Annotated in this window: 15 protein-coding genes and 1 tRNA gene; 6 read left to right on the plus strand and 10 right to left on the minus strand. The window is 35.3% G+C overall.

From position 1 onward, the window contains the following. Window positions 1-2,071, plus strand: a 2,071-nt coding sequence (locus DMB95_RS02665) for a TonB-dependent receptor domain-containing protein (protein ID WP_142930817.1), incomplete at its 5' end; no start/stop codon positions are given. Between the two features lie 93 nt (window positions 2,072-2,164). On the opposite strand, the gene DMB95_RS02670 is transcribed toward DMB95_RS02665, so the two are convergent. The 7 genes from DMB95_RS02670 to DMB95_RS02700 are packed head-to-tail and all read right to left on the minus strand — an operon-like array spanning window position 2,165 to window position 8,384. Next, window positions 2,165-2,431 (minus strand): FlhB-like flagellar biosynthesis protein, encoded by a 267-nt coding sequence (locus DMB95_RS02670; RefSeq protein ID WP_142930818.1) that lies wholly within the window; start codon window positions 2,429-2,431, stop codon window positions 2,165-2,167. Window position 2,432: 1 nt separating this feature from the next. Continuing rightward, window positions 2,433-4,823 (minus strand): flagellar hook-length control protein FliK, encoded by a 2,391-nt coding sequence (locus DMB95_RS02675; RefSeq protein ID WP_142930819.1) that lies wholly within the window; start codon window positions 4,821-4,823, stop codon window positions 2,433-2,435. After that, a complete protein-coding gene (locus DMB95_RS02680) occupies window positions 4,816-5,970 on the minus strand; it encodes an MFS transporter (RefSeq protein WP_142930820.1) in 1,155 nt (384 codons plus the stop codon). The genes DMB95_RS02675 and DMB95_RS02680 overlap by 8 nt, the downstream gene beginning before the upstream one ends. After that, window positions 5,967-6,473: a hypothetical protein gene (locus DMB95_RS02685; protein ID WP_142930821.1), complete on the minus strand. Its 507-nt coding sequence runs from the start codon at window positions 6,471-6,473 to the stop codon at window positions 5,967-5,969. Before DMB95_RS02685 ends, DMB95_RS02680 begins: the two co-directional genes overlap by 4 nt. After that, complete coding sequence (locus DMB95_RS02690) at window positions 6,470-6,778, minus strand: AtpZ/AtpI family protein (RefSeq protein ID WP_142930822.1); 309 nt, start codon at window positions 6,776-6,778, stop codon at window positions 6,470-6,472. The genes DMB95_RS02685 and DMB95_RS02690 overlap by 4 nt, the downstream gene beginning before the upstream one ends. Beyond that, entirely contained in the window at window positions 6,775-8,049 is a 1,275-nt protein-coding gene (gene hemL / locus DMB95_RS02695; protein ID WP_142930823.1) for a glutamate-1-semialdehyde 2,1-aminomutase, read from the minus strand. Before hemL ends, DMB95_RS02690 begins: the two co-directional genes overlap by 4 nt. Next, window positions 8,046-8,384: a c-type cytochrome gene (locus tag DMB95_RS02700; RefSeq protein ID WP_137633092.1), complete on the minus strand. Its 339-nt coding sequence runs from the start codon at window positions 8,382-8,384 to the stop codon at window positions 8,046-8,048. The genes hemL and DMB95_RS02700 overlap by 4 nt, the downstream gene beginning before the upstream one ends. A 104-nt stretch (window positions 8,385-8,488) precedes the next feature. Between DMB95_RS02700 and folD the strand changes: the two genes are divergently transcribed. Together folD and lepB are read left to right on the plus strand one after the other, a co-directional pair. Continuing rightward, entirely contained in the window at window positions 8,489-9,343 is an 855-nt protein-coding gene (gene folD / locus DMB95_RS02705; protein ID WP_137632998.1) for a bifunctional methylenetetrahydrofolate dehydrogenase/methenyltetrahydrofolate cyclohydrolase FolD, read from the plus strand. 85 nt (window positions 9,344-9,428) lie between these two features. Then, a complete protein-coding gene (gene lepB / locus DMB95_RS02710; RefSeq protein ID WP_142930824.1) occupies window positions 9,429-10,277 on the plus strand; it encodes a signal peptidase I in 849 nt (282 codons plus the stop codon). Window positions 10,278-10,445: 168 nt separating this feature from the next. Here lepB and DMB95_RS02715 read toward each other — a convergent pair whose 3' ends face one another. From DMB95_RS02715 to DMB95_RS02725, 3 genes are all read right to left on the minus strand, one after another. Next, a complete protein-coding gene (locus DMB95_RS02715) occupies window positions 10,446-10,913 on the minus strand; it encodes a hypothetical protein (protein ID WP_142930825.1) in 468 nt (155 codons plus the stop codon). A 171-nt stretch (window positions 10,914-11,084) separates the two neighbouring features. Beyond that, window positions 11,085-11,170, minus strand: a tRNA-Leu gene (locus DMB95_RS02720). 35 nt (window positions 11,171-11,205) lie between these two features. Further along, entirely contained in the window at window positions 11,206-11,544 is a 339-nt protein-coding gene (locus DMB95_RS02725) for a F0F1 ATP synthase subunit C (protein WP_137633001.1), read from the minus strand. Between the two features lie 276 nt (window positions 11,545-11,820). Here DMB95_RS02725 and DMB95_RS02730 point away from each other — a divergent pair, with 276 nt between their 5' ends. The 3 genes from DMB95_RS02730 (at window position 11,821) to DMB95_RS02740 (ending at window position 16,401) form a co-directional block, all read left to right on the plus strand. After that, complete coding sequence (locus DMB95_RS02730) at window positions 11,821-13,170, plus strand: sodium-dependent transporter (RefSeq protein WP_142930826.1); 1,350 nt, start codon at window positions 11,821-11,823, stop codon at window positions 13,168-13,170. 20 nt (window positions 13,171-13,190) lie between these two features. Next, window positions 13,191-14,528: a sodium-dependent transporter gene (locus tag DMB95_RS02735; protein WP_142930827.1), complete on the plus strand. Its 1,338-nt coding sequence runs from the start codon at window positions 13,191-13,193 to the stop codon at window positions 14,526-14,528. A gap of 70 nt (window positions 14,529-14,598) precedes the next feature. Beyond that, a complete protein-coding gene (locus DMB95_RS02740; protein ID WP_142930828.1) occupies window positions 14,599-16,401 on the plus strand; it encodes a biotin/lipoyl-containing protein in 1,803 nt (600 codons plus the stop codon). Window positions 16,402-16,420: the final 19 nt, after the last annotated feature.

Here is a 16,420-nt window from a genome sequence, read left to right on the forward strand (position 1 = left end):
TCCGGGTGCTTATACGCAAGTTGATCCTTCACAAGGTGGCGTTTCGGTTAATATAAGAGGTATGACTGGACTTGGCAGGGTAAATACCATGATCGATGGTGTGCCTCAAACCTTTTTTGGCACGAGTGAGGATAGGCTAAATTCTACCGCTCATCCAACTCCGGGCGGTATGTCAGAAACAGGAACTTCGGCTTTTAGCACACTCATTGATCCAAATTTTATCATAGGACTTGATATAAACAAAGGCACTTTTAGCGGAGCAAGCGGAAACAACGCTTTAATGGGAAGTGCAAATTTTCGCACCATAGGCATAGATGATATAGTAAGCGAGGGCAAAAATTTTGGGCTTTTAAGCAAATACAGCTATGGCACAAATGGCTTAGGACATTCGTATATGATAGCCTTTGCACAAAAATCCTATAGTATTCTTAATGGAGGCTATGCAGGAGCGATGTATGCTTTTAGTGGGCGAAATATTTCACAAGATTATAGGATAGGTGGCGGAGGCTCTAGCACTGATACTTCTGATCCAAATATCCCACCTTCTATTATTGCTAAAAATTTAGAACAAAGACCGCAAAGTCATTTGCTTAAATTTGAATTTGCTCCTAAAGACAATCAAAAAGCGATTTTTTCGTATAGACGTTATGAAACTCACTTAGCAGGTAGGGAAATTTCTAGCAATAATTATCAATTAAACTATAATTTAAATCCAAATTCTTCATATTTTGACATAAATTTTCTTGCTGCTTATACTGAAAATATGCAAGATTTTGATCAAGATTTTATATGGATTACTCTGCCAGTAGATAGATATTTTGATGATGTAAAGTCCTTTAACAAAGCTTTTGTTCTAGATTTAAATAACAAAAGCATAATCGATTTAGCCCAAAATTTAAGCTTTGATTTTACTTTGGGAGCAAACTATCAAAAAAATGACTACCGAAAAAAACTCAAATGGAACAGAACAAAATATCCACAAGGGGCTTATGATATTAATCTAGAAACTGCTGTTGCATTTTTACCTCAAGGCACACAAGAATTAAGCAGTGCTTATCTTGATACAAATTTAAATTATGAAATCATTCATTTAAATACAAATTTAAATTTCACACATTCAAAACTTTCAGGAGAAGTTGGTAGATGCACAAAGAGAGAATTTTGCGGGCAGTATTATGATATGACAAATCCACCAAATTTCAAACCTTTTGAAAAAAAAGATGATTATTTAAATTTTTCTTCAATTTTAGCTCTAAACTTTCATGAACTTTTTACACCTTTTGCAAGTTATACACAAAGCACAAGAGCTTTAAATGTCCAAGAACAATTTACTTCAGGCGCAGGCGGAGGCAATATCAATGTCTTTTTAAAGCCAGAAAGCGCAACTACCTATCAAATAGGCTTTAATAGCTTTTTTAAAGGCTTTTTGCTTGATCAAGAAAGCTTTACGGGTTTTAAAGTAGTGTATTTTCATACCAAAATCAAAAACTATATTTATGACGCTTGGGATAACCCTGACAATCCTGTATTCGTGCCTCGTTTAAACGATGAAGCCAAATTTCAAGGTATGGAGCTTGAGTTTAATTTTGATTTGAATGTATTTTACACAAGATTAAGCTACACGCACAGCAAGGCTTCTTATCCACATTCTCTCTCTTCAGCTTCAGCTCCGGGCATGGGAATGAATGCTTCGCAATTTTCAGAACTTCCACAAGATTATGGCACTTTGGATATTGGCACGAGGCTTTTTAGCCAAAAACTTGTTTTAGGGAGTTTGTTTAAATATACCGGTAAAGCAAAAAGGATTAATCCTTTGTCAGAAAATCTTGTTTATGGTGTTTCAAGCGAAGAGTTACCGGAAATTCCAACCATTATTGACTTATATGCAAGCATAGAACCCTTTAAAAATTTCACTATCAAAGGCGAGGTGCAAAATTTGCAAGATAGGAATTATATGAACGCTCTTTACACTTATAATTCTTCATCAAGCAATATAAATGGCGATGTATCAGCCTTTAATAATGCTGCCAGAGGACGCACCTATGTGATGAGTTTTTCATATAAATACTAATTTGATGAAAGTAAATTTCATCTTCTTTGCTTTGTCTATGATAAAAAATCTATAAAATGTGAAATTTTATAGCTTGGGCGTGGTTGTGTATTTTTACTTTTTATTTGCCATTTGATAGATAAAAGCAAAGACTTCAGCCACAGCTTTATACATATTTGGTGGAATTTCATCGCCCAAATCAAGCTTGGAAAGTATCTCGACTAAGTCTTCATCTTCTTTGATAGGCACGCCGTGTTCTTTGGCTAGACTTATCATCTTTGCCGCACTTTCACCCTTACCTGTGGCAAGGACTTTTGGGGCTTGATTGCTTTCTTGATTATAGCCTAGTGCGACGGCTTTTTTGATAGAACTTTTCGCCATTTTACGCCTTTTTATCTATACCCATTTGCAGATCATAATCCCTTATACCAGCATGCGTTTGATCAAATTTACTTCGCACTATATCGCCTACAAAGAAATTTGAGCTTAAAAGTCCAGCTTTATTGATCGCTCTTTTAAGCTCGTGAGCGTTTTCATAAATTCGCTTTCTAAACTCCTTATCTTCTGCCATGATATTAATATCAATGTATTTTTCATTATTTAAGGCTATGAGTATATCAAGCTCGCCCAGTTTAGCAAACTCAAGCTTGATTTGAGCGAAAAATTTATCTTTCTTGCCCCTTTTAAACACAAGCTTTGAGTCGTTTAAATCCTCCCAAAAAAAAGGCAGATAAGTGTTTATGCTTTCATTAGCTAAAGACATAAGCTGGTTCATCTCAATTTGAGCTAAAAGGCGATTAGCTTGATTAGCAATAGCCTCATTATCTGTGCTTTTGGCTAAATTTGAAACCTGTAAAAGTGTGGATTTTATATCACTTTTTAGCTCATTTATAACCTCATGTTCATTTTTTGTAGCAATTTGAGCTAAATCCTTACTTGCATTTTGCATTTTATGCGTTAGATTTTTAAGTTCGCTTAAATTACTTTTAGCTTCACTAGCACCTAAATCAAGCTGTTTAAGGCTTTCATTGAGCTTTCTATTTAAAGTGTTTATATCTTTGCTGAGTTGCTCAAGCTCAAGCATTTGGGTTTTTTCATTTGAAAAGACGAGGTTTTTTACCTTAGCTTCTAAATTTTGTATGGCTTTGTTGGCTTCACTAGCTTGTGTTTGTATCATTTTTTCTGGCAAAGCTTGGGTGTTTTGTGTGTTTAAATTTGTGTTTGTTTGGGTATTTTGTGGATTTTTAGGACCTTCTTTTAGGGCTTGAGTCGCGTTTTCTTTTGGTATTTCTTTGGTGTTTTTGCTGATTTCTTTGCTTATATCCTTAGTTACATCTTTGTTTAAATCCTTACTTGCTTCATTTTTAACACTTTCTTTAGCAGCTTCTTTTGGGTTTTCTTTAATGCCTTCTTTTCCTTCTTTAAGAGTTGTTTCTTGAGTATTTTCATCTAAGAGCGTTTCATCTTGAGTGAGCTTTTCTTTGTTTTGTTCGTTTGAATTTAGCTTTTCATTTGTGTCTTTGTTTTGGGTTTCATTTGTCTTTGAATTGCTGTCTTTGGGCTGAGTTTTTTCATCATTTTGATTAGTTTTTAACACTTCTTGCTTCTCATCTTGAAGAAGCTCTTGTGTGTTTTTGTTGGTGTTTGAATCCTTATTGACTTCATTTTTTTGCGTAGTTTCATTTTTTTCATCTTTAAATTCTACATTTGATGAAGGAGCTTTAGGGCTTGTTTGTTCTTCTTTAACATTTGTTTCAACCTTAACAAAAGCATTAAAACTTGGGCTTTTATCTTGAGTATTTTGGGTGTTTTGAGGCGTAAAAGGCTTAGCTTGAATGATGTCTTTAAGCGTTTCTTTAAGCTTCATAAAGCTTTGATTTAAATCTTTTAAAAAATTTGTATCTTTTAGGGCTAAATTTTGAGGTTTTGAAAGCTCTTGTTTGAATTGTGGTTCAAGTTTTTCAAGTTTTGAGAGTATATTATTTGCGATTTGGCTGAGTTTTTCTTGGGCTAAATTTGGATTTTTACTGATATAAAGTTTAAAGTTTTCAAGTTTTGAACCAAGTGAAAGTAGGGTTTTAAAAGCACTTTCTTTAAGAAGGTTTGTATTTTCATTTTTTTGATTTTGTATGATGTTTTTAAGCTCATTTAAAGAGCTTTTTGCGTCAAGTTCTTTGCCAGCTAGGGCTATGATTTGAGTGGCTATTTTTGGGCTTGAAAGGGATTTTATAGTGTTTAAAAGGCTGTGAAAACTGCTTGGGAGCTGTTCTTTATTTAGCGCGTCTTTGAGCTTTGCTTCAAAAAATACGCCTGAGTTTTTAAACAAAGGAGCAAGATTATCAGCTTTCATTTGGCTTGCTGGCTTTAAAATTTGCTCTAGCTTTGCAAATAAATCCTTAAAAATTTCATTTTTTTTCATCTCATTAGCAAGAAATTTAAGCTCGTTGCTAAAATTTGGAGCAAAATTAAGCTTTTCTCCTTGCTCGATGAGCTTTGAGCTGTCTTTAGTGCCAAGTTGATTTAAGAGCTTATTGACAAGTTCTTTAAGCTTTAAATTGAGCTCCTCGCTGTTTGTGCTAAGCTCTTTTGTGGGTAATGTGGTGTTTGAAAGTCCTAAATTTTTCTTTAAAGCCTCTGTTAGAGCTTCTTTTGAATTGCTTTTATCACTTGTAAGTCTATCGTTTTTGTTTTCAGTTTTTGAATCTGTTTTGTTTAAATTTAAATTATTATTTGTTTGAACAACTTGGCTTGAAGCTACAGAGGGATTAATCATGATTTTTCCTTATATTTGGCTTATTAATCGCAAAAAGGATTAAAAAGCCCAAAGCACACAGATAAAAAAGTGTAAAGCCCTGATATGAAAAATACTGCATTAAAGCACCCAAAAGAGTAGGGCAGAGTAAAGAGCCAAGCGAGTAGCAAAAAAGCACCGAGCGGTTAAGCTCAACTAATTTGCTTTTATCCTCAAGCATATCATTAGCACGTGCTAAAGCTAAGGCATAAAGCGGTCCTATGCCAATACCAAGCAAAAAAGAAAGCAAGCACTGAATCACAAAGCCAAGCTTAAAACAAAAAAGCAATGTTGTAGCGCTTAAAGCAATACTTGCACACAAGATAATGGCAAATTTTCGTCCTATTTTATCAGAGATAAAGCCAACTCCAAGCTGTGCACTAAAGCTTCCAAGCATCATCGCAAACATAAAAATAGAAACCTGAGCTGCCTCAAAGCCTTGCAAAAGTATATATAAAGAAGACATTGAAAAAAAGCCATTTAAAAGCATACCAGCGATAAAACTTGTTACAAAAGCCAAAGGCACAAGATCAAAAACCTTAGGCAGTGAAATTTGACTTTGTTTTTGTAAAATAGGCTCTTTGATACGGATAAGATTTAAAGGCAAAGATGAAAACATAATGAGACAAGCTGAAATGATGAAAATTTCATATTTGTTTAAATTTAAAGCAAGAAGTAGGGTACCACTACCAAGCGCAAGATAAAAAGTGATCTCATAAAGGCTTAAAACCCTTGAGCGATTAGCATTTTTTGCTTTATCGTTAATCCATGATTCAATAAGCATTAAAAAAGCATAATAACAATACCCAAGCACCAGCCTTAAAATCGTCCAAAACCAAATCGCATCACTTATAGAGTGCAAGATAATGCAAATAGCAAAGCACGAGCCAAACACCCCAAAAGCCCTTATATGCCCTATCTTTGTAATGATTTTATGAGCGCTTATGGTGCTTAAAAGTGCGCCTAGAAAAAAGCAAGAATTAACAAGTCCTATACCAAAAGAAGAAACTCCAGCCTCTTTAAGGATCACGCCCACTGAAGAAACGATAAGCGCATAACCCGCAAAAACAAAGATCATCGAGATAAACAAAGCCCCAAGGCTTTTCATCGTTCTTCTATACGCACTCATTTTTTTCTAATCACCACTCCAAAACACAAAATGCCTATAAGTAAGGCAAAGATACCAGCAAATAAGCCAAAAATGCTTAAATATCCATTTTTTTGCAAAAATAAAAAAATAAGCACAAACACTATATACACAAGCATTTTTAAGGCACTAAAAAACCATAAAAAATTCTTAAATCTTGGTTTTAAATCGGCATTTGCGTCTAAAAATTTGACAAATACAAGCTTTTTTGGGGCTTTTTTATACCAAATACACAAGGGCTTTGGGCTAATGTTTAAGCTTTCAAGTTCTCTTAAAATAAATTTTTTATAGTTTAAATACGAGCTTAAAAAGATAAAGAAAGCTCCAAAAAAGCTTAATTCAAAGCTTAAAAAAAGAGCCAAGCTTAAGCCCTTAAAAGCAAAGCTTATAAAAAGCACAAGCAAATGAAAGCATAAAAGGCTTATAAAAAGCTTGCTTTTTTGCTGTATAAAAGCTTGTTTTGCAAGGTTTGAAAGCTCATTCATCGATCAAATTTACCCTCATCAAAATCCTCATCATCTTCTTTTAAGTCTTTAGGAGCATAACGCACCCCATCTTTAAACTCCTCATAGCTTGCTACTTGGGCTTTATAGGCTTTATATACATTTAAAATCGCTGCTGCTACGCCTATAAATACGCCTAACCAAAAAAGCCAGCTTATACCTGTGTATTTTTTAAGCAAATACCCCAAGCCAACCCCTATAAGCACAGCCACAACCATAGAAATTCCAAGACTTAAGCCATCAGCTGCTTCTATGCCTTTTTTGATAAATTTTGCTCTTTTACTCATAGACTTTTAAAGCTTTCATAGGCTTTTTCACACACTTCATCGATAAGCTTTTTATCCATTTTATCGCAGATAAAGCCTGTTTCAAACTGAGAGCAAGCCAGATAAACGCCTCTTTTTAGCATAGCTTGATGAAATTTAGCAAAAAGCTTAAGATCGCTTTTTAAAGCATCTTGATAGTTTAAAACCTCATTTTCATTAAAGAAAAAGCCAAACATAGAACCAACGCAAGTTGTTTGCAAGGCTATGCCTTTTGAGCTTGCACCTTCTTTAAAGCCTTTCATCAGCCTTGCGCCAAGATCTGCAAGCTTAGTATAAAGCATTTTATCTTTCATCGCTTTTTTTAGGCTTGCTATACCAGCTGCCATGGCTAAAGGATTGCCACTTAGCGTTCCTGCTTGATACACTCCACCCAAAGGACTTAGTAAATCCATAATCTCAGCCCTACCAGCAAAAGCAGCCGCAGGCAAGCCTCCGCCTATAACCTTACCAAAGGTTACAAGATCAGCCTTTATGCCATTTATGCCAAAAGAGCCTTTTAAGCTTGCTCTAAATCCACTCATCACTTCATCAAAGATCAAAAGCGTGCCGTGTTTTTTGCAAAGCTTAGCAAGTTCTTCTAAAAATTCAGCCTTTGCTGGCACAAGCCCCATATTTCCAGCGATTGGCTCGATGATAACGCAAGCTATATCTTTATGTGTATCAAAAAGAGCCTCAACGCTTTTTATATTATTATAACTTGCTACCAAAGTGTGTTTAGCTAAATCTTTTAAAACCCCTAAAGAACTTGGGGTATTAAAAGTAGCCAGCCCAGAACCAGCACTTACTAGCAAAGAATCGCTATGTCCGTGATAGCAACCTTCAAATTTTAAGATTTTATCGCGTCTTGTAAAGCCTCTTGCAAGGCGAATGGCACTCATTGTCGCTTCTGTGCCACTGCTTACAAAGCGGATCTTATCAAGATGTTTGAAATTTTCTAAGACAAGTTTGGCAAGCTGTGTTTCTAAAAGGGTTGGTGCTCCAAAGCTCGTGCCTTTTTTCAAAGCTTTTTCACAAGCCTTTGTAATGTCTTTATCACAATGTCCAAAGAGCAAAGGTCCCCAGCTTTGCACGAAGTCTATATAGCTTTTACCTTCTATATCGCTGATAAAAGCTCCTTTACCTTTGTCGATAAATAAAGGATTTGAACCTACCGCACTAAAAGCACGAACAGGCGAATCAACCCCACCAACGATAAGCTCACAAGCTTGTTTAAAGGCTTTTTTATTTGTCATTTTTTCTCCTTGTTAAGTTCTTGTATGTAATTATAAAGCGTAATAATCTCACTTGGTGTAAGCGAATAAGTAGGCATTATGCTTTTTGTATTTTTATCCTCAAGCAAAGCCTCTTTAAATGCTTCAAAGCTTAAATTTTGTATGCTTGGCACGATGAAAGGCTCTTTCTCGCCTTTTTTGGTATAATAACCCAAAACCTGCGAAGCTCCATCGGCTCCGTGGCATTCTTTGCACGATATGCCACGAGGATTTTCATAGAGCATTTTTGCGTATTCTTTTAAAGTGATAAAGTCTTCAGCTAAAGCAAAGCTTAGCCCAAATACACATAAAATCATAAGTTTCAATTTTTTTTACCTTTATTGTCTATCTTTAATGAAAAAAAAGTTTTATTATGATACAATTTTTTTTATAAAAAAAGCTATAAATTCAAGGAAAAATGATGACTTTACTTGACGGAAAAAAAATCAGCCAAGAACTCAAAACAGAAGTAGCAAATGAGGCTAAAAAGCTTAAAGAGCAAGGGATAGAGCCTTGTTTGGCTGTAGTTTTAGTAGGCAATGATCCAGCAAGCAATACTTATGTAAATAACAAAGCCAAAGCTTGCGAAGCGTGTAAAATAAAGTCTTTGGTTTATAAGCTCAATGAACAAACGACACAAAATGAGCTTTTAGCTCTTATTAATACTTTAAATTATGATGATAGCATTGATGGAATTTTAGTGCAACTTCCCTTGCCAGCTCATATCAACAAAAATATAGTGCTTGAAAGTATCAATTCAAATAAAGATGTTGATGGCTTTCATCCCTTTAATGTAGGCTGTTTGAACTCAAATTTAAAAGGTGGATTTGTAGCTTGTACTCCACAAGGCGTGATTCATCTTTTAAAAAGCTATGGTATAAAGTTAAGTGGGCTTGATGCTGTGGTTATAGGAGCTTCAAATATAGTAGGACGCCCTATGGCAACCTTGCTTTTAAATGAAGGAGCAAGTGTAAGTATCTGTCATATCAAAACAAAAGATTTAAGTTTATACACCAAAAGAGCCGATTTAATCGTCGTTGCGGCTGGGTGTGCTAGGCTTTTAAAAGCCGATATGGTAAAAGAAGGCGTAATCGTTGTTGATGTAGGGATAAACCGCGTTAATGATAAGCTTGTGGGCGATGTAGATTTTGAAGAAGTAAGTAAAAAAGCAAGCTTCATCTCACCAGTTCCAGGCGGTGTGGGTCCTATGACTATAGCTATGCTTTTGAAAAATACTATCAAAGCAGCTAAAAACCGCGTTAAATTTGAAAATTAAGCGTTCATTTGCTTGTTTAGTTTAAAATGCAACTTTTAAATTCGCAAAACAGCTTCTAAGATAAAAGCTTATTTTAAGGAAAAAAATGCAAAAACTTAAGAGTCTTCATAAATTCTCACAATCTTGGACAGGCACAATTATCATCGTTTTGCTCGTGATTTTTTTCTTTATTCAAGCTTTTACTATACCGAGTGGCTCGATGAAAAATACGCTTTTGGTTGGGGATTTTTTATTTGTAAAAAAATTTAGTTATGGTTTGCCAACTCCACATATTCCTTGGATTGAAGTGCCTATTTTACCAGATTTTAACGGCGATGGACATTTGCTTCGTGGTAAAGAGCCCCAACGCGGTGATATAGTCGTCTTTCGCAATCCACTTGATCCAAAAGTTCATTTTGTTAAACGTCTTGTGGCAAAGGGTGGTGATGAAGTTGTGATGGTTGGTTCGACTTTGTATGTTAAGATGAGCGAGGGCGATGCATATATGAAGCAAAACTATGCAGATAGTATCGTTTATATTCAAAATCAAATTTTTGTTAAAGAACCTTACAAACAAAAAGGCATACATACTGATGAGCGAGTGGATATGGAGGCAACTTATAATCTTTATCTAAGCAGAAATGCCTTTGCTATGCAACCTGTTGTTTTATCAGGTTTTGGTGAAGTGGGTGCGAATGGGGCAAATGCGTATTATTATGCTGTGCCTCAAGATGAGTATTTTATGATGGGTGATAATCGCGATCATTCAAATGATAGTCGTTTTTGGGGTTCTGTGCCTTACAAGCTTATCGTTGGCACGCCTTGGTTTACATATTTTTCTTGGGACGAGAACAAAAATATACGTTGGGAGAGGATAGGACGCTTTGTCGATACTTTGGAAAATGATGAGCAATATATCCACCACGAAGAAAGCAAAATAGGAGCTTTGGAGTAAAAACATTCTTTGTTTTTGTCTCTTTATTTGCTTCATTTATCATTGTTGATTTTATACCACAAAGCTTATTTTGGTTTTTTAGACATTATTTTTTTGATATCAAGATATTTTTATCAGCCTTGGATATCTTGCTATAAAAGGCATATCATAGCCTTAAAAAATTTGATTTTAGGCTTCAAAACTCAAGCCATCGCTATTGCCTAAGATCTTTTGAAGCTCGGCAATCTGTGCCATGAGAACGACGATTTGCGAAAGGAGCTGCATTTTAAGATCCATATCACTTGTTTTTTCGAGTTGTTGTTGAAGCATTTTTAGTTGTTCTTTGAGTTTATCTAGGGCATTTTTTTCTTTTTGATCATCTTCTTTGCTACTTGTTGTCTGGCTCAACTTTTCAGTTGCCTCAGCACTTATATTTTTTATAATATCGCTTGAAGAACTTTCTTGAGTAGAATTTGAAGCATTTTCACTTTTTGTTTGTTGCTTGTTGTTTTGAGAATTTGCGAGTGTATTTGCTGTATTTAAATTCGCATTATCTTGCTGTGCTTGAGCGTTTTGTTTATCTTTTTCCTCATTTTGTGTAGCGACAGGTTTTGAAAATGTGAAATTTAAACCTGTATTGTAAGAATTAATTGTCATTGTCTTGCCTTAAAATTTATTTTCCATTCACAAAATCGGCAAAATTTAAATATTTTTTAGTCTTTTTTTGATTTTAAATAAAAATGTTAAAGTTAAAACAAGCTTTGCAAAAATGAGCAAGTACAAAGAAGCAGTATTATAATTATAAAAGGAAATCTAAGATAGATAAAATGGTGCGGTTAGCGAGATTTGAACTCGCACACGCGAAGCGCACTACCCCCTCAAGATAGCGTGTCTACCAATTCCACCATAACCGCATGGAATAAAAGCCTCTAAAGAAGAGGCTTGATTTTTAAGCAAAAGCGATAAAAGGATTTGCATAAAGTGCGATAAGAGCGATAACAAGAGCATAGATAACTTGAGCTTCTATCATCGCAAGGGCGATAAACATTGTTGTCATTAATTTTCCGCCAAGACCCGGATTTCTTGCTGTTCCAGCTATAGTTGCTGCAGCAGTATGTCCCATACCAATAGCCCCACCAAGAGCAGCAACGCCTAGTCCTAAGCCAGCTGCAAGCACTGAAAAGGCTTTAATCCATACATTCATAGACTCTTGTTCAACAGGAGCACCTGTTGTTTCAGCCAAAGCTACACTTGCTAAAGCAAGCACTAAAAAAACGATTTTTTTCATATTTTCTCCTTTAAATTTCAGCTTTTTAAAACTAGTTCGGCTTGCGTGTCCCTACTTAGAGCTTTAAAAATCTGTTTTAAAATCGTATCTTAACCTTTTTAAGCTTTAATTTTGTTTAAAATAAAATCCAAAAGCCAGCTATTTTATAAGCATTGTGAAAAATTTTACCTTTTATTATCAAATATCAAAAAATAAGCATTTTATCAAGCATTTAAACAAGTTTTTAAGTATTTTTAGCTTTAATTTTGACATTATAAAATTTAAAAAGGCTTAACTTTGAATTCGAAATTCTCAAAAATCGGCTTTGTTTTAGCCGTAGCTGGATCAGCAGTTGGACTTGGAAATGCGTGGAAATTTCCTACTTTGGTTGGACAAAACGGAGGTTCTGCTTTTATTTTGCTGTATTTATTTTTAACGCTTTGTGTTGGCTTTGTGGTGTTTTTAGCAGAGCTTAGTATAGGAAAGTTAAGTGAAAAAGATCCAGTGAATGCGTATAAAACTCTTGCTCCAGAGGGCAAAAAAGCATGGGCTTTAGCCGGTTTTACTATGCTTGGAGCGATTTTGCTTGTTTCTTTTTACTCTTTAGTCATTGCTTGGATTGTCAAATACGCCCTTTTTAGTGCCGTAACTTTACCAAGCGATATTCAAAGTTCAACAAGCTATTTTGAAGAACTTGTGGGTAATAGCCCTTGGCTTCAGCTTGTGTGCTTTACTTTTGTGTTTTTGCTTGTTTTTTATGTAGTGTCAAAGGGTGTTAAAAATGGTATTGAAAGGCTTAATGTCTGGATGATGCCAAGTCTTTTTATCCTGCTTGTGCTTATGCTTTTTTATGCTTTGAGTAAAGATGGTTCTTTTCAGGCTTTTGAGTTTTTATTAAAGCCAGATTTTAGCAAGATCAGCGTTGCTTCTATACTTGATGCTTTAGGGCTTGCCTTTTTTAGTCTTTCTTTGGGGGTTGGCACCATCATTACTTATTCAGCTTCTTTGCCCGATCGCACCAATTTCATCACAAGCACGCTTTCTATCATCTTTATCAATATACTCATAGGCTTGATGATGGGGCTTATTGTTTTTACCTTTATTTTTGAATTTGGAGCTGATCCTACTCAGCAAGGTCCTGGACTTATCTTTATCTCTTTAGCTACGCTTTTTGCAAAACTTGGCGTGGTGGGAAATATTTTAGCTGTGTGCTTTTTTGTATCTTTGTTTTTTGCGGGTATTACAAGTGCGATTTCTATGATTGAGCCTTTTGCTTTTTATCTTATCAATACCTTTAAATTTTCGCGTCTTAAAGCTCTTGTATATATAGGCGTGTTTGTTTATATACTTGGCATTCTTTGCATACTTTCATCAAATCAAGCTACTGCTTTTACTTTCTTTGGTAATAAAAGCTTTTTTGATGTGCTTGATTATCTCGTGCAAAATATCATTATGCCAATAGGTGGGCTTTGTGCAGCGATTTTTGTAGGCTTTGTGGTGAAAAAAGAGGCTTTACAAATTCTTTTTGCACCTTGTATGAATAGCTTCTTTTTTGAACTTTGGTATTTTTTCTTGCGTTTTATCGTGCCATTTATCATTATACTCATTGCTATAAATTCCATTTATCCGCTCAAGCAGTTATTATAAGGCTTTTTGGATAAAGGCTTATGAGGATACATTTTAGCAAGATAGGTTTTATCCTAGTTGTGGCTGGCTCGGCTGTTGGGCTTGGAAATGCGTGGAAATTTCCAACCCTAGCCGCAAAAAATGGCGGTTTTAGCTTTGTGCTTTTGTATCTACTTCTTACGCTAACTTTGGGTTTGAGCGTATTTTTAGCTGAAATTGCTATGGGAAGGCTAAGTAGAAAAGACTTAGCTCATTCTTTTGAGAGTTTGGCTGTAAGAGGCGCGAAGTATTGGAAATTTGGCGGCATTTTTATGATAAGTGGCGTTTTTGTGCTGAGTTTTTACCTTGTGATTATGGGCTGGGTGTTAAAATATATGTTTTTCAGCCTTTTTTATCTACCAAAGGATATTACTTGGGCAAAAGCGGATTTTGATATGCTTTTAAGTCAAGATTTAACTTTATCATTTTTATGCTTTTTTGTCTCTTTTATACTCACTTTTGCAGTGCTTGCTCGCGGCTTGATTAAAGGTATAGAAAAGCTTAATGTTATCATTATGCCAAGTTTGTTTCTTATGCTTTTGGCTATGCTTTTGTATTGCACGCAGTTTGAGGGTTTTAAACAAGCTTTTTTACACCTTTTTAGCCCAAATTTAAAGGTTTTTAGTTTTGATTCTTTGCTTGATGCGCTAGGACTTGCTTTTTTCACTCTGTGCCTTGGCATAGGCTGTATAGTCACTTACGCAGCAGCTTTGCCAAAGAAAGTGAATTTGCTTCAAAGCTCTATATTTGTAGTGTGTATCAATCTTTTTATCGCTTTGATGATGGGGCTTATCGTTTTTACTTTTATCTTTGAATTTGGATCTGATCCTAGCGTGCAAGGAGCTGGGCTTGTGTTTGTGTCCTTGATGAGCTTATTTAATCAGCTTGGTGTGTTTGGGAATTTTTTAGCCTTTTATTTCTTTTTGGCTTTGTTTTTTGCTGGCATTACAAGTGCGGTTTCTATGGTAGAACCACTTATCTTTTATCTTACACGCACTTTTAAGATAAGTCGTTTAAAAGCTTTGATGATGAGTGCTTTTGTGGTATTTGTGCTATCTATAGCGTGTATCTTGTCTTTTAATGCTTCTTTTTCTGCGTATCTTAAGGTGTTTGAACTGAGTTTTTTTGATCTTTTGGATAAACTCACTTCAAATTTTTTACTTCCTTTAGGGGTATTTTGTATAAGTATTTTTGTAGGATTTTTTGTCAAAACAAGTCAAATTTACAGACTTTTTAGCTCTTTTATGAGTAGAAAAATGTTTAAATTTTGGTTTTTTGTATTGCGTTTTATCACGCCTTTTGCTATTATTTTTATAAGTTTTTATAATTTTTTTGTGTAATTTATAAAAAACTCATCAAAAATTAAAGTTGATTTGTTAAAATTTACTTTTTGCAAGAAGGAGAGAAAAGGTGGCAAAGAAGTTTATTGACATTATGGATACGAGCTTTAGAGATGGCTTTCAGTCTGTTTATGGGGCTAGGGTATTGATGCAGGACTTTTTCCCTGCTTTAGAAGCAGCTAAGGAAGCTGGCATTACTCATTTTGAGTTTGGTGGTGGGGCGCGTTTTCAAAGTCTTTATTTTTATCTCAATGAAGATGCTTTTGAAATGATGGATAAATTCCGCTCAATAGTCGGTAAAGAAGCCAACCTTCAAACCCTTGCAAGAGGTGTAAATACCGTTACTTTAGATACAGGAAGTAGAGAGCTTATTGATCTGCACGCCAAGCTTTTTGCAAAACACGGCACGACAACCATACGCAATTTTGACGCTTTAAATGATGCTAATAATCTTAAATTTAGCGGTGAGTGTATAGTCAATCATGGCTTAAAACACGAGATAGTCGTTACTATTATGGATTTGCCACCGGGTTGTAAGGGCGCTCATGATGTTGCTTTTTATGAAAAGAGTTTAAAGCAGATTTTAGAAGCTGAAATTCCTTTTCATAGTGTTTGTTTTAAAGATGCAAGTGGCACAAGTAGTCCTCAAAAAGTATATGAAACCATAAAAATGGCGCGTAAGCTTTTGCCCGAAAATACGCATTTAAGATTGCATACGCACGAAACTGCTGGTGTAAGCGTAGCGTGTTATCTAGCGGCTTTAGAAGCTGGGGTTGATGGTATAGATTTAGCCGCTTCTCCTGTAAGCGGTGGCACAAGTCAGCCTGATATTTTAACTATGCTTCACGCAGTGAAGGGTAAAAATTATGATCTAGGTGGGCTTGATGCAGAAAAAATTCTTGTTTATGAAGAAGTGCTTAAGGACTGCTTGAAGGATTATTTCTTGCCACCTGAAGCAACTATGGTAAGTCCGCTTATACCTTTTTCACCTATGCCAGGTGGAGCATTAACTGCAAATACCCAAATGATGAGGGATAATAATATCTTAGATAAATTCCCTGAAGTGATTAAAGCCATGAGAGAAGTGGTTGAAAAGGGTGGTTTTGGCACTTCAGTTACTCCTGTTTCTCAGTTTTATTTTCAACAAGCTTTTAATAATGTTATGTTTGGAAAGTGGAAAAAAATCGCTGATGGATATGGTAAAATGGTGCTTGGTTATTTTGGAAAAACCCCTGTGCCAGCTGATAGTGAGGTGATAAAATTAGCCAGCGAGCAGCTTAATTTAGAGCCAACAACTGAACTTGCCATTGATTTGGCTGATAAAGATGAAACTAAGAGTTTGGAATTTGCGCGTAAAATTCTTGAAAAAGAAGGCATTGAAACAAGCGAAGAAAATGTATTTATCGCTGCAGCTTGCAAAGAAAAAGGCATCGCTTTCTTAAAAGGCGAAGCAAAGCTCAATGTGCGTAAAATTTCAAGTATGCCAAAAGGCTCAAATATCAGCGCAGATGAGACTAAATTTACCATAGCTGTAAATGGCAACAAATACCATGTTGAAGTGCATGCTGGTTTTGATAAAGATGTTAATATCAAAAGCGTAAGCAAGATAGAAGAAAGTAACAATGAAAAAGCTTCTACTCAAGTTGCAAGCGATGAGAATGCTGATGGCGTAAAAGCAAGCATTTCTGGCAATGTCTTTAAAATCGTTGCTAAAGCTGGCGATAAGGTAAAAGCTGGACAAGTTGTTGTCGTGCTTGAAGCGATGAAAATGGAGATTGAAGCCCTTGCTCCAAAAGATGGAGTGATTAAAGAAATAGTCGTAAAAGCTGGCGATAGCGTAGCTGAAGGACAAATTTTAGCAGTATATGAATGAGGAAATAACAATGCAAATG

It is taken from the genome of Campylobacter sp. MIT 12-8780 (assembly GCF_006864535.1).
Taxonomy (GTDB): Bacteria; Campylobacterota; Campylobacteria; order Campylobacterales; family Campylobacteraceae; genus Campylobacter_D.

Coding starts and splice junctions, on each gene's coding strand:
- DMB95_RS02670 (WP_142930818.1), bottom strand. CDS start 2,431: ATGGCGAAAAGTTCTATCAAAAAAGCCGTCGCACTAGGCTATAATCAA.
- DMB95_RS02675 (WP_142930819.1), bottom strand. CDS start 4,823: ATGATTAATCCCTCTGTAGCTTCAAGCCAAGTTGTTCAAACAAATAAT.
- DMB95_RS02680 (WP_142930820.1), bottom strand. CDS start 5,970: ATGAGTGCGTATAGAAGAACGATGAAAAGCCTTGGGGCTTTGTTTATC.
- DMB95_RS02685 (WP_142930821.1), bottom strand. CDS start 6,473: ATGAATGAGCTTTCAAACCTTGCAAAACAAGCTTTTATACAGCAAAAA.
- DMB95_RS02690 (WP_142930822.1), bottom strand. CDS start 6,778: ATGAGTAAAAGAGCAAAATTTATCAAAAAAGGCATAGAAGCAGCTGAT.
- hemL (WP_142930823.1), bottom strand. CDS start 8,049: ATGACAAATAAAAAAGCCTTTAAACAAGCTTGTGAGCTTATCGTTGGT.
- DMB95_RS02700 (WP_137633092.1), bottom strand. CDS start 8,384: ATGATTTTATGTGTATTTGGGCTAAGCTTTGCTTTAGCTGAAGACTTT.
- folD (WP_137632998.1), top strand. CDS start 8,489: ATGACTTTACTTGACGGAAAAAAAATCAGCCAAGAACTCAAAACAGAA.
- lepB (WP_142930824.1), top strand. CDS start 9,429: ATGCAAAAACTTAAGAGTCTTCATAAATTCTCACAATCTTGGACAGGC.
- DMB95_RS02715 (WP_142930825.1), bottom strand. CDS start 10,913: ATGACAATTAATTCTTACAATACAGGTTTAAATTTCACATTTTCAAAA.
- DMB95_RS02725 (WP_137633001.1), bottom strand. CDS start 11,544: ATGAAAAAAATCGTTTTTTTAGTGCTTGCTTTAGCAAGTGTAGCTTTG.
- DMB95_RS02735 (WP_142930827.1), top strand. CDS start 13,191: ATGAGGATACATTTTAGCAAGATAGGTTTTATCCTAGTTGTGGCTGGC.